The sequence below is a fragment of the Ancylobacter amanitiformis genome (genome assembly GCF_030814815.1).
GTDB classification, from domain to species: Bacteria; Pseudomonadota; Alphaproteobacteria; order Rhizobiales; family Xanthobacteraceae; genus Ancylobacter; species Ancylobacter amanitiformis.
In genome coordinates this window covers 151,221-163,594 of sequence record NZ_JAUSVR010000001.1, presented here as the reverse complement: position 1 = coordinate 163,594, position 12,374 = coordinate 151,221, and the positions used below count along the sequence as shown (strand labels likewise).

9 protein-coding genes are annotated in these 12,374 nt (G+C 69.0%); all 9 read right to left on the bottom strand.

The genetic code is table 11. The features are described from left to right. Positions 1-3 precede the first annotated feature (3 nt). The gene (locus QOZ99_RS00725; protein ID WP_306887955.1) at positions 4-1,227 is read right to left on the bottom strand and encodes a lipase family protein; all 1,224 of its coding nucleotides are present in this window, start codon (positions 1,225-1,227) and stop codon (positions 4-6) included. A 126-nt stretch (positions 1,228-1,353) separates the two neighbouring features. After that, positions 1,354-2,130 (bottom strand): ABC transporter permease, encoded by a 777-nt coding sequence (locus QOZ99_RS00720; RefSeq protein ID WP_306887954.1) that lies wholly within the window; start codon positions 2,128-2,130, stop codon positions 1,354-1,356. Position 2,131: 1 nt separating this feature from the next. Beyond that, complete coding sequence (locus QOZ99_RS00715; RefSeq protein ID WP_306887953.1) at positions 2,132-2,929, bottom strand: ABC transporter ATP-binding protein; 798 nt, start codon at positions 2,927-2,929, stop codon at positions 2,132-2,134. A 58-nt stretch (positions 2,930-2,987) separates the two neighbouring features. After that, on the bottom strand, positions 2,988-4,163 hold the full coding sequence (locus QOZ99_RS00710; RefSeq protein ID WP_306887951.1) for an ABC transporter substrate-binding protein: 1,176 nt from the start codon (positions 4,161-4,163) through the stop codon (positions 2,988-2,990). A gap of 265 nt (positions 4,164-4,428) precedes the next feature. Then, the gene (locus QOZ99_RS00705) at positions 4,429-5,784 is read right to left on the bottom strand and encodes a sensor histidine kinase (RefSeq protein WP_306887950.1); all 1,356 of its coding nucleotides are present in this window, start codon (positions 5,782-5,784) and stop codon (positions 4,429-4,431) included. Next, a complete protein-coding gene (locus tag QOZ99_RS00700; RefSeq protein ID WP_306887949.1) occupies positions 5,781-6,455 on the bottom strand; it encodes a response regulator in 675 nt (224 codons plus the stop codon). The genes QOZ99_RS00705 and QOZ99_RS00700 overlap by 4 nt, the downstream gene beginning before the upstream one ends. Positions 6,456-6,610: 155 nt before the next feature. Then, on the bottom strand, positions 6,611-6,892 hold the full coding sequence (locus tag QOZ99_RS00695) for a lipid-A-disaccharide synthase N-terminal domain-containing protein (RefSeq protein WP_306887947.1): 282 nt from the start codon (positions 6,890-6,892) through the stop codon (positions 6,611-6,613). After that, entirely contained in the window at positions 6,889-7,662 is a 774-nt protein-coding gene (locus tag QOZ99_RS00690; protein WP_306887946.1) for a glycosyltransferase family 2 protein, read from the bottom strand. Before QOZ99_RS00690 ends, QOZ99_RS00695 begins: the two co-directional genes overlap by 4 nt. Positions 7,663-8,373: 711 nt before the next feature. Continuing rightward, positions 8,374-12,198, bottom strand: a complete 3,825-nt coding sequence (putA, locus tag QOZ99_RS00685) for a trifunctional transcriptional regulator/proline dehydrogenase/L-glutamate gamma-semialdehyde dehydrogenase (RefSeq protein ID WP_306887945.1) — start codon at positions 12,196-12,198, stop codon at positions 8,374-8,376. Positions 12,199-12,374: the final 176 nt, after the last annotated feature.

The following is a 12,374-nucleotide window of genomic DNA, read 5'->3' as shown; positions in this document are numbered from 1 at the left end:
GCCCTATTCGTTGCCGGCCTTGGCGAGGATATCCGTGCAATCGCTGGTGGAGGGCTGGCCGGACAGGCGGTCGGTGAGCCAGTGGACCGCGGCCGCGGTGCCGGCGGTTTCCGCCGCGCCATGCGAGGCCCAGGGAATCTCGACATAGTCGACCTTGATGCCCGCCCGGCACAGCCGGTTCACGTAGGCCCGGGTGGGACCCGGCCGCACGATCTGGTCCATCATCCCCTGCGCGATGAAAACGGGAGCCGTGCCGGGCGGGGGCACGCTGTTGCCGGTGATGAGGTGGCTCCAGTCCGGACGCCGGTCGGCGCCATGCTTCAGCAGTCCGGTTCCCTGGAAGCCGGAGGCGTCGAGGCCGAGCGTGAGGTCGTCGGCGAGGTCGAGACTGCAGGTCGAGGCGACGCGCTGCACGTCGGTTATCGCCTTGGACTTGATGATCTGGCGGATCGGCAGGTGATAGGAGCGGCTCCACGACCACGCGGCATAGGAGGTGAGCACCTCGCCCGCCGTGGAGTGAATGTCAGCGCGCAGCAGCCGGTCGAGATTGGTGGGCGCGGAGACCGCCGCGACGCCGGCCAGTTGCAGTTCCGGGGCATAGCGCCGGGCCAGCGCGCCGGTGAACAGCGCGGCATGTCCGCCCTGCGAGAAACCCCAGGCGGCGAACCGCGTGCCGGCGCGGGCACCCGGCAGCCGGCGCGCGGCGCGGGCCGCGTCGATCATCGAATGCGCCTCGCTCGACCCCGCGAGATAGGGATGCTGGCCACCCTCGCCGAGCCCCTGATAATCGGTGGCGGCGACGATGTAACCCTTGGCCAGCAGCGTCTGCAGCCCGGCAATGTTGGAGAAGTCGCGGGCGGGAGCCAGCGAGGGCGCGCAGTCGGTGGCGACGCCGGTCGTGCCATGCCCCCAGGTGACCACGGGCCGGGCGCCCATGCCGGCGGCCGGCAGGGCGACGACACCGGAAACGGCGATGGCCTCGTTGGCGAGGCCGCGCGAGCGATAGACGATGCGGTAGGCGGCCGCCGCGCCGGGCGGGGCCGGCACAGGCTCCGCCTTCAGCAGCGTCCCCGGCGCTCCGGCGATACGGCCGGCGGCGATCCTGTAGAAGTCGCCGTCATCGGCCCGGGCCGCGTTGGTGGCGGCGCAGAGTAGCATTGCACCGGCGAGGAGGAGGCGGGTTGCCGAGGGCTTGTGTGCGGAGGAGATGGCGTCGGGGGTGAGCATGGCGTGGGTCCTGCCGGTCTGGCGATGGCGACCCGCTCGGTCGTCCAGACAGCGATGCCGGAAAATGCCGTGCCGCTCTTTCCCTTCCGCATCGTCACAGCCGAAACGCCCGAAGAACGTGCGGTGCTACCGCACCAGCTCACCACGAAACGCCCAGCGCGTCATGCGCCGCTCGATCAGCGCGCAGACGGCATAGACGCCCACGCCCATGATGGCGATGGCGAACAGCCCGGCAAAGGTGGTGGCCGAATCGTTGCGTGCGCTGGCCGACAGCATGAGGAAGCCGATGCCGCGATTGCCGCCCACCGTTTCCGACAGGACCGAGCCGACAAAGGCCAGCGTCGCCGCCACTTTCAGGCTGGCGAACAGGTAGGGCATGGCGCGGGGAATCCCGACCTTGGTCAGGATCTCCCAATGGCTGGCACCGAGCGAGCGCAGGAGGTCGCGCATTTCCGGCTCGATCGTGGCGAGCCCGGTGGCGACGTTCACCACGATGGGGAAGAAGGAGATGACGAAGGCGGTGATGACCGCCGGCAGCGCGCCGATGCCGACCCAGATCATCAGAATCGGCACGATGGCGACCTTGGGGATGGCGTTGAAGGCGATGAGCAGCGGATAGAGCCCGGCATAGATGAAGGGCGAGGCGCCGATGGCGAGGCCCAGCAGCAGCCCGAAGCCGATGGCCAGCGCGAAGCCGATCAGGGTCGTCCACAGGGTTTCCAGGCAGAAGCGCAGCAGCAGGTCCCAGCGCTGCACCGCCACCTCGAACACGCGGGAGGGGCGCGGGGCGATGATTTCCGGCACGTCGAACACGATGCAGGCGAGTTCCCAGGCCAGCAGCAGCACGCCCAGCGTCAGCCAGGGCATGAGCAGGCGCGCAAGGCGCTCTTGGCGCGCGGTCATCTCAGGCGTGCTCCAGCTGGATGCGCTCGCGCAGTTCATGCACGATGTCGACGAAGGCGGGCGTGAAGGTGGTTTCCAGCGTGCGCGGTCGGGGCAGGTCGACCGTGCGGATCTTGACGATCCGCCCCGGCCGGCGGCTCATGACATAGACCGTATCGGCGAGAAAGACCGCCTCGCGCAAGTCGTGCGTCACCAGCACGGCGGTGAAGCGCCGCTCCAGCCACAATTGCTGCATGATGCCCCACAGTTCCTCGCGGGTGAAGGCATCCAGCGCGCCGAACGGCTCGTCGAGCATGAGAATCTGCGGTTCGTGGATCAGTGCCCGGCAGACATTGGCGCGCTGCTGCATGCCGCCCGAGAGCTGCCAGGGATATTTGTCGCCGAACTCGCCGAGCCCGACCGAGGCGAGCAGCTTCTGCGCCTTGTCGAAATAGAAGGCACGATCAGTGCGCAGCCGCCGCTTGTGCGGCTCCACCACTTCCAGCGGCAGCATGACATTGTCGCGGGTGGTGCGCCACGGCATCAGCGTGGAGTTCTGGAACGCCATGCCCACGCCCTTGATCGGCCCGGTCACGCGGGCATCGCGCACCCACACCTCGCCGGACGTGGGCGCGATCAGGCCGGTCACGAGCTTCATCAGCGTGGACTTGCCGCAGCCGGAGGGGCCGACCACGGCGACGAACTCGCCCTGCGCGATGCTCATCGTGGCGTCGCCGAGCGCCAGCGTGGCATCCTTGCCCTCGCCATAGGCAAGGCTGACATTGCGGAGGTCGACGAGGGGAGACGGGGCAGGAGGCATTGGCAAAGGCACCACGCAGAGGGGAGCGGCGCCACCTCCGGGCGCCGCCAGGGAATCGTCAGGGGGCGATCATGCGGTCTTGCCTAGCGGGCAGGTACCGGTTGGTGAAGACCTTGTCGGGCGCGGGCGCGCTCGGCAGGCCGAAAGCATCGGCCACATCCTGCACCGAGCGGGCGAACCGGGCGGGGTCGACATCGCCCATGCCGTTCTCCTTCACGTAGGGGGTCAGCACGTTCATCTTGAGCGAGAGATTGAGGCGCTCGGTCTCCAGCTTCGGGTCGATCAGCGGGTCGCGCGCCATGGCGGCGGCGACGCCGATGGCGGGATCGGCGGCGACTTCCTTCCACGCCTTGGCGGTGGCGCGCAGGAAGCCCTTCACCACCTCGGGCTTGTCGGCGAAGGCGGGGGAAACGATGATGCCGTTGCCGTACACGTCCATGCCGTAGTCGGAATAGTTGAAGGACACGATGTCCTCCGCCTTCACCCCGCGTGCCTTCAGATCGAGCACCGACGAGAAGTAGTGCCCGGAGATGAAATCGACCGTGCCCTGCACCAGCGACTGCTCGCGCAGCTGCGGCGTGAGGTTAACATGTTCGACGCTCCCGGGGTCCAGCCCGACCTTTTTCGCGAAGGCGGGGAACAGGCGGAACGAGGCGTCGAATACCGGCGCGCCGAGCTTCTTGCCCTTGAGGTCGGCGGGCGTGACGATGCCGTTCTTCTTCAGCGTGTGCACGCCGAAGGGCGGAAAGTCATAGGCCATGAAGACGCACAGCACTTCCTTGCCGGGGTTCTTGGCGTTGTACTCGATGAGCGAATTCACGTCGGCAAAGCCGATATCATAGGCACCTGTGGCCACGCGCTGCACCGCGCCGGCCGAGCCCTGGCCGGGGTCCATGGTCACGTCGAGCCCCTCGGCCTTGTAGTAGCCCTTCTCCAGCGCGACGAGGAAGGGTGAGGTCGGCCCCTGGAACACCCAGTCGAGCGTGAATTTCACCGGGGTCTGCGCCTGCGCGCCGGTGCTGGCGGCAAGGGCGAGCGTCGCGGTGAGTGTCATGGTCGTGGCCAGCGTCGTGGTCAGTCTCTTGGTCAGTCTCTTGGCCAGCGTCTTGGTCAGTGTCTTGGCCAGCGTCGTGGCGAGGCCCGCCGTACCGGCCATCGGCGCCGCGCCTTCCGCCGGAGCGCGCGGGCCTGTCGGTGCGAAACGGGTGGGGTGACGACGGAACAGCTTCAGCATGGCAGGCACCTCCGGATGTGTCGGGACTCAGGGCAGGAATTGGCGCGGGCGGTCATATGTGGCGGGGGACGGCTTGTGGAGCGGCTCCCGTGCCGATGGTCGTCATCAGGACGGGAGCCGAAGCTGCATGCAAATCCGTCGCCAAGCCAGACGGCACGGCAGGTCATCCGCCCTTCGTCCCGGCCTCCGCGCAAGCGGCGCCCAAAGGATGGTCACGGCCGGGGGGGGCGGGGCGATGCCGCGCGATCTGCCGGCATGTCTGCCTTCAGGTCGCATCCGGCCAGCGGATCTCGAAGATACCGCCGCCGCCGGGGCGCCCGCTGACGGCGGCCTGCGCGCCGTGGCGCGCGGCGATCTCGGCGACGATGGCGAGGCCAAGGCCGGTGCCGGAACTCGTCGCGGAGGGGCTGCGCTGGAAACGCTCGAAGATCGAGGCGCGCTCGGTCTCGGCCACACCCGGCCCCCGGTCGAGCACGCGAATGGCCGGTTGCGGCGTGACCTCGATGTCGATCGGCGTGCCGCGCGGTGTGTGCAGCATGGCGTTCTCGACCAGATTGGTGACGGCAAGGCGCAGCGCGCCCTCATGCCCCTCCACCATGACCGGGGTGTCGGGCGCGCGCATCTCCATGGTCCGGCGGTCGCGAAGGGCGAGCGGTGCCAGCGCGGCCACCGCCTCGCGCACGATGGCGACAAGATCGACATGCGCGTTCATCGGCAGGGGTGCGGCGTCGAGGCGGGCGACATCGAGCATCTGCGAAACGAGGCGGCTGAGCCGCGCCGCGTCGGCAGCGAGACTGTCGCGCGTGGGGCCGGGGGGCAGCGTGTCGATGCGCGCGGTGAGCACGGCGACCGGGGTGCGCAATTCATGCGCCGCGTCCGTGGTGAAGCGCTTCTCGACCTCGTAGGCGCGCCCGAGCCGGAACAGCGCATCGTTCACCGCCGCCACCAGCGGGGCGATCTCGCTTGGCAGCCCCTCGCTCGAAAGCCGGGCCTCGGCGCCACCGGGCGTGATCGCCCGTACCTCGCCGGCCACCCGCTCCATTTGGCGGAAGGCGCGGTTGAGCGTCCAGAAGGTGACGAGCAGAGTCACCGCCAGCAGGGGCAGCGCGGTGATGAAGCTGAAGCCGACAAGGTCGCGCATCACGCTGTCGGCCAGGCTGTCATCGTGCAGGCTACCCTGCGCCACCGCGACGAAATAGGGCCCGGCGGTCGTCATATAGGCATACCAGGGCTGACCGCCATTCGGCCGCGTGACCAGGAAGAACACGCCGGGCGTCATGTCGTCGGCGACACGGGCCAGCGTCTCGGCCGCCGGGGAGGACGCCGCGAGAATGGTGCCGGCGGCGTCCAGCACGGCGTAGAGATAGGAATCGCCCGATGTCGCATAGGCATTGGCCAGGCGCGCGGGCAGGTGCAGGGCGGGCGGCGAGACGGTGACGTCGAGATTGCGCACGATGTCGCCGGCCTGGTCCTGCAGCGCGCGATCATCCATCGAATCGATCGCCCACATGGCGGCGCCGACCATCACCACGGAGGGGCCGAGCACGCCCATCGTGAGCACGATCAGCAGTCGGATGGCCAGGCGGCGTTTCAGCGACCAGCGGGCGGGGGGCGTCGTCACGGCACGTCGTCCATGAGATAGCCGATGCCGCGCAGCGTATGGATGGACGGCGTCGCGCCGGCGCCGGCAAGCTTGCGGCGCAGGCGGTGGACGAGAACCTCGACGGCGTTCGATTCCAGCTCCTCGTTGAAACCGTAGAGCGCCTGCTCGATCACCTCCTTGGTCAGCACCCGCCCGGCCCGGCGCATGAACAGTTCCAGCAACCCGAGTTCGCGCCGCGACAGGGCCAGCGGGCCGTCCGCCACCATCACCCGCAGGTCCATGGTGTTGAGCCCCAGATTGCCGATGACGATGTTGACGCCAAGTGCCTGGTTCGGCCGGCGCAGCAGCGCGCGCAGCCGCGCCACCACCTCGTCGATGTGGAAGGGCTTCAGCACATAGTCATCGCCGCCCTGTTCGAGCCCCTTCACCCGATCGGACAGGCTGTCGCGCGCGGTGAGGATGAGCACGGGCAGGGTGAGGCCGGCGGCGCGGCGGCGGCGCAGCAGGTCCAGCCCGTCGCCGTCCGGCAGGCGCAGATCGAGCACGGCGATGTCGTAGCTGCCGGAGGTGAGGGCGGCTTCGGCATCGGCGGCGGTGGCGACATGATCGACCGCGAATCCCGCCGCCTTCAGCCCTGCCTTGAGCAGGCCGGCGAGTTCGCGCTCATCTTCCACCAGCAGCAGGCGCATCGCCCTCGCATCCCCGTCCGCGCGTGGCGGCTACATCCCGATAGGGCGGTTACTATAGCGCGGCATCCGGGGCGTGCCGCCCGCCTGTTCGCCCCATCCCCCACCATGAACCGAGGCTGACGCGGGCCGCGGGCGGGGGCCGCGCCCGCAGTGGATCAGGTGGAGGCGTCGCCGGCCATGCGGCGTTCGTTGCGGATCAGGCGCAGATTGCGGGCATAGATGATGAAGCCGGCCGACTGGCCGACGATGAACACCGGATCGCGCACATAGATGGCATAGGCCAGCAGGCTCAGGGAGCCGGCGATGCTGAGATACCAGAAGCCGTTCGGCACCACGCTACGGCCGAGTTTCTCGCTGCTCCACCACTGAAGCAGGAACCGGCCTGAAAACAGGGCCTGACCCATGAGGCCGAAGGCCATCCAGATGGAAGCGGTCATGCCATGATGTCCGGGCGGGTGAAGCGAGAGCGCAGCCAGTAGACGCCGGCCAGATCGACGATGCCGACGCGTAGGCGCCCCCATGTTCCATATTTCGAGCGGCCGGTGCGGCGGGCGCGGTGGTTCACCCTGTGGGTGAGGACGCGATAGCCCTCGCGCTGCATCAGCGCCGGCAGGAAGCGGTGCATGTGGTCGAAATAGGGAAGCCGCAGGAAGGCCTCGCGCTCGAACAGCTTGAGGCCGCAGCCGGTATCGGCGATGCCGTCGCCCAGCAGGCTCGCCCGCACGCGGTTGGCGATGCGCGAGGACAGGCGCTTCACCAGGCTGTCATTGCGGCGCGCGCGCTGCCCCGCGATCATGCGTGCCGGAGCCGACGCGGCGGCATCGCGATAGCGCGCCAGCAGGGCGGGGATATCGGCGGGATCGTTCTGGCCGTCGCCGTCCAGCGTCACGATCAGCGGGCCGAGCGCGGCCTGCACGCCTGTGCGGATGGCCGCGCTCTGGCCGCAGGAGACGCGGTGCCCGAGCAGCACGACGTGCGGATGGGCGCGCCCGATGCCGCGAACGATCTCGGCCGTGGCGTCGCTTGAGCCGTCATCGATGATGATGATCTCGAAACGCTCGCCTTCGAGCGCCATGTCTATTTCGCCGATCAGCCCGGCGATCGCGCCAGCCTCGTCCTTCGCGGCGATGACGACGGAAAGGTCGGGCAGCGCACGGGCGCGCGCATCGGTGCGTTCGAGCCGCGGGTCGAATGTTTCGTGGCGCAATATAGTCTCCGGCAGGGCCAGATCGGCCGATCTGAATCTGTCCCGCAGCCAGCTTACGCCAACCTTACAGACGCCCGTCGGGCGGCGGATCGGCGTTCGGCGGGCGGGTGCATGGACGCTCCCGTCCAGCGTCCCGCGGGGCCGCGATGTCCCGACACGGCCCTGCGCGCCCTTCCGCATCGCGCTATGCGGCCCGCCCCGCCGCCGCGCGCCGGCGAGGTCGATGAGATGCTGCACGGCGATGATGCACGGCGATGCTGCGCGCCGCGCTGGACCCTCCGCCGTCAGTCGCACCCGCAACCGGCGCGGTACGCGCGTCAGTTGAGCGGGCCCGCCGCATCCAGGCGGTTCATCAGAGGCATCCGCTACCCGCATCGAACCTCGGCCGCTGACCAGGAACCTTGGCCGCTGACCAGTCCTGCGGTCATGCCCTCCCTCCCGCGCCGTGGCGGGAGCGGGCGGGCAAGCGAGGCCGGGCTCGTTCGGCCCGGCTTCCGGCCCGGCTTCCGGCCCGGCTTCTCCGTGCGTGCATCGCGTGGCTGGCAGGACAACTGACGGGACAACTGACGGGGCAGATGATCTTGCCGAGGCGCAGCGGGGCCGACACCTCGCGAAATTTCGTGCCCGCGCAGGGTGCTGCATACCGCGCCGTGGCGGGCAGAAAGACAGGAGGTGCCGCCGGGGTCCGCTTGCGATCCGCGTGTCGCGCCGTCAGCCGATGCTCATCAGGCTCGCATTGCCGCCCGCCGCCGCTGTGTTGGTGCTGGTGGAGCGCTCCAGCATCAGCAGGTCGAGCGGATAGAGTTCGCCGCGCGCGATGGCGTCGGGCGAGAGCCCGTGCACCAGAACGATAGGCCCTTCGCGGTCGGCGATCTCGGCATTGAGCCGCAGCAGCGCGTCGCCATCGCCCTCGAACAGCACCGCGTCGAACCGCCCCCCGGCATGGCTGTCGACCAGCGTCACCTCGCCTGCCACGCCTTCGGGCAGCGGCGGCAGCGTGGAGCCTTCGAGCAGCACGCGGTTGCCGGTGGCCAGCACGGAGGCGATCTGCACCGCCAGCCCCTGGGCGGTGGCGGCGAGACACAGAACCGTGCCGCGCGGCGCCAGCGCATAGACATTGCGCTCGCCGACCGGGCCTGCGAGTTCGGCCTGGTAGCCATGGGGCGCGCATCCCGCCGCCCGGCCGCACAGGTCGCGCGTCAGCGGGTCCGACTGGAAGTCCACCCACCGCCGCGCGGCTTCCGGCGCGCCGCTGCCGGTGAGGCTGGCGGCCGGACGCACCGCGAGCAGGCGCGCGAGATAGAGCGGACCGCCGGCCTTGGGGCCGGTGCCGGAAAGCCCGTGACCGCCGAAGGGCTGCACGCCGACCACCGCGCCGATGATGTTGCGGTTCACATAGACATTGCCGACCTCGATCCGCGCGGCGACGCGGGCGATCGTCTCGTCGATGCGGGTATGGAGGCCGAAGGTGAGGCCGTAGCCGGTGGCGTTGATGGCGTCGACCAGCGCGTCGAGTGCCTCGCGCCGGTAGCGCAGCACATGCAGCACCGGGCCGAACACTTCGCGCGTCAGCTCGGAGAGGTCGTCGATCTCGATGAGAGTGGGCGGCACGAAAGTGCCGCGCCGCGCCTCCTCGCCGAGTTCCACCTGCTCGACACGCCGGCCAGCCTTTCTCAGCCGCTCCACATGGGCGTCGATAGTCGCCTTCGCCTCCCGGCTGATCACCGGCCCGACATCGGTGGAGAGCCGCACCGGGTTGCCGACCACGAGTTCCTTCAGCGCGCCGCGCAGCATTTCCAGCACGCGGTCGGCGACATCCTCCTGCAGGCAGAGGATGCGCAGGGCCGAGCAGCGCTGGCCGGCGGAATCGAAGGCGGAGCCGATCACATCCGCCACCACCTGCTCGGCGAGCGCGGAGGAATCGGCGATCATCGCGTTCTGCCCGCCGGTTTCGGCGATCAGCGGTATCACCCCGCCATCGGGATTGAGCCGGCCGGCCAGCTGCTTCTGGATGAGCCGGGCCACCTCCGTGGAGCCGGTGAACATCACACCGCGCGCGCGGGTATCACCCACCAGCGCGGCGCCGACATCTCCCGCGCCGGGCAGAAGTTGCACCGCGCCGGCGGGAACACCCGCCTCACGCAGGATTTCAACCGCTGTGAAGGCGATGAGCGGGGTCTCTTCGGCGGGCTTGGCGAGCACCGGATTGCCGGCGGCCAGCGCCGCGGCGACCTGGCCGGTGAAGATGGCGAGCGGGAAATTCCACGGGCTGATGCACACGACCGGGCCGAGCGGGCGGTGGGTGTCGGCGGAGAAGGTGTCCCGCGCCTGCGCCGCGTAGTACCGCAGGAAATCGACGGCCTCGCGCACCTCGCCGATGGCGTTCGGGAAGGACTTGCCGGCCTCGCGGATGATGAGGCCGATGAGCGAGGGCAGGCGCTCCTCCATCAGGTCGGCGGCGCGCATCAGGCAGGCCGCGCGAGCATCCGGCGGGGTGGATTGCCAGATCGGGGCGGCGCCGTGGGCGATTTCCATGGCGCGCGCCACGATCGCCGGCGTCGCCTCCTCGACGAAGCCGAGTTCGTCGCGGTGATCGGCCGGGTTGAGCACCGGCCGGGCGATGCCCGCGACAGGCCCGTCGCCGAGCAGCGGGCTCGCCTTGAGCGGGGCGGCGCTGCCGGCCAGCAGCGCGGCGGCCAGCGAGGCAAGCCGCTGTTCATTGGACAGGTCGAGCCCGGCGGAGTTCTTCCGCGAGGCTCCGAACAGATCGGACGGGGCGGCGATGCGCGGGTGTGGCGCGCCCACCGGCTCGATCCGCGCTGCCGCCTCGGCGGGGCTCTCGATCAGTTCCTCCACCGGCACGCCCGCATCGGCGATGCGGTTGACGAAGGAGGAATTGGCGCCGTTCTCCAGCAGGCGCCGCACGAGATAGGCCAGCAGCGTTTCATGCGTGCCGACCGGCGCGTAGACCCGGCAGGGCCGGCCCAGTTTTTCGCGCCCGACGACCTCCTCATAGAGCGGTTCGCCCATGCCGTGCAGGCACTGGAATTCATATTGTCCGGCATAGTAGTTGGCGCCAGCCATTTCCATGACGGTTGAAAGCGTCTGCGCGTTGTGCGTGGCGAATTGCGGGAAGATCGCGTCCGGCGCGGCGAGCAGCTTGCGGGCGCAGGCGAGGTAGGACACGTCGGTATGCACCTTGCGCGTATAGACCGGAAAACCCTCCAGCCCGTCGACCTGCGCGCGCTTGATCTCGCTGTCCCAATAGGCGCCCTTCACCAGCCGTACCATCAGCCGGTGGTTGGAGCGGCGGGCGAGATCGATGAGATAGTCGATCACATAGGGGCAACGTTTCTGATAGGCCTGAATAACAAAACCAATTCCATTCCAGTTACTTAGGGATTCATCGAAACAAAGTGCTTCAAGAAGATCGAGCGAAATCTCAAGCCGGTCGGCTTCCTCCGCGTCGATATTGAGGCCGATATCATAATGCCGGGCGAGCCGCGCCAGCGCTGCCACGCGCGGCAGAAGTTCAGCGATGACGCGGGCATATTGCGCGCGGCTGTAGCGCGGGTGCAGCGCCGACAGCTTGATGGAAATGCCGGGACCTTCATAGATGCCGCGACCGGCCGACGCCTTGCCGATGGCATGGATGGCCTGTTCGTAATCGGCGTAATAGCGCTGCGCGTCGGCCTCGGTGGTCGCGGCTTCGCCCAGCATGTCGAACGAATAACGGAAGCCCTTCGCCTCCATCCGGCGCGAATTGGCCAAGGCCTCGGAAATGGTCTGGCCGGTGACGAACTGCTCACCCATCATGCGCATGGCGACGTCCACGCCCTTGCGAATCAATGGCTCTCCACCACGGCCGATCAGGCGGGTGAGCGCGCCGGTGAGGCCGTTTTCGCTGGAAGTGGTGGTGAGCTTTCCGGTGAGCACCAGCCCCCAGGTCGCGGCATTGACGAAGAGCGAGGGGGAGTGGCCGACATGCGCCTGCCAGTCGCCATGGCCGATCTTGTCGCGAATGAGCGCGTCGCGGGTAGCGCGATCGGGAATGCGCAGCAGGGCCTCGGCGAGACACATCAGCGCAACACCCTCCTGGCTGGAGAGCGAATATTCGTGGATCAGCCCTTCGACCGGGCCTTTCTGGCCCTTCTCGCGCAAGGCCTCGACCAGCGCGAGGGCGCGCGCGCGGGCGGCCTCCGCTTTGCCGGCTACCAGCGTCGCCGGGCCGAGCAGCATCGGCACCGCCTCGGTCTCCGGCATGCGATAGGCGCCGGTGATGCGGGCGCGCAGCACGCTCTGCGGACGCACACCGCGGGCGAAGGGCAGGAAGGGACTCTCCGCCCCCTCCAGCCCCGGCATATCGGTTGCACCTTCCGGTAGGACCGGCGGCAGGCCGCGCTCGACCCGCTCGATGGCGTTGATGATGGCCTGCTTGACCAGGGCGTGCGGGCTGCGCCCCTCGCTCTCGGCGGCGAGCTTGAGGCGGGCGCGCAACTCCTCGTCGATCTTCACGCCCATGGTGCTGGTGGACATGCGGTTTCCCTCTGGAGGTGCGTCTCGATGTGTAGCCTGACGTTAAAGTGTAACCTTGATAGGAATGAGGTGCAACTGATCCGACGGGCGGCGACTTCCATCGCGCATGGGGCGATAGGCTGAAGGAGCGAGGTGACATCCGACGCCCGCGCCGGCGAGCCGGCCCGCCATCCACG

Coding starts and splice junctions, on each gene's coding strand:
- QOZ99_RS00715 (WP_306887953.1), bottom strand. CDS start 2,929: ATGCCTCCTGCCCCGTCTCCCCTCGTCGACCTCCGCAATGTCAGCCTT.
- QOZ99_RS00725 (WP_306887955.1), bottom strand. CDS start 1,227: ATGCTCACCCCCGACGCCATCTCCTCCGCACACAAGCCCTCGGCAACC.
- QOZ99_RS00720 (WP_306887954.1), bottom strand. CDS start 2,130: ATGACCGCGCGCCAAGAGCGCCTTGCGCGCCTGCTCATGCCCTGGCTG.
- QOZ99_RS00700 (WP_306887949.1), bottom strand. CDS start 6,455: ATGCGCCTGCTGCTGGTGGAAGATGAGCGCGAACTCGCCGGCCTGCTC.
- putA (WP_306887945.1), bottom strand. CDS start 12,198: ATGTCCACCAGCACCATGGGCGTGAAGATCGACGAGGAGTTGCGCGCC.
- QOZ99_RS00710 (WP_306887951.1), bottom strand. CDS start 4,163: ATGCTGAAGCTGTTCCGTCGTCACCCCACCCGTTTCGCACCGACAGGC.
- QOZ99_RS00695 (WP_306887947.1), bottom strand. CDS start 6,892: ATGACCGCTTCCATCTGGATGGCCTTCGGCCTCATGGGTCAGGCCCTG.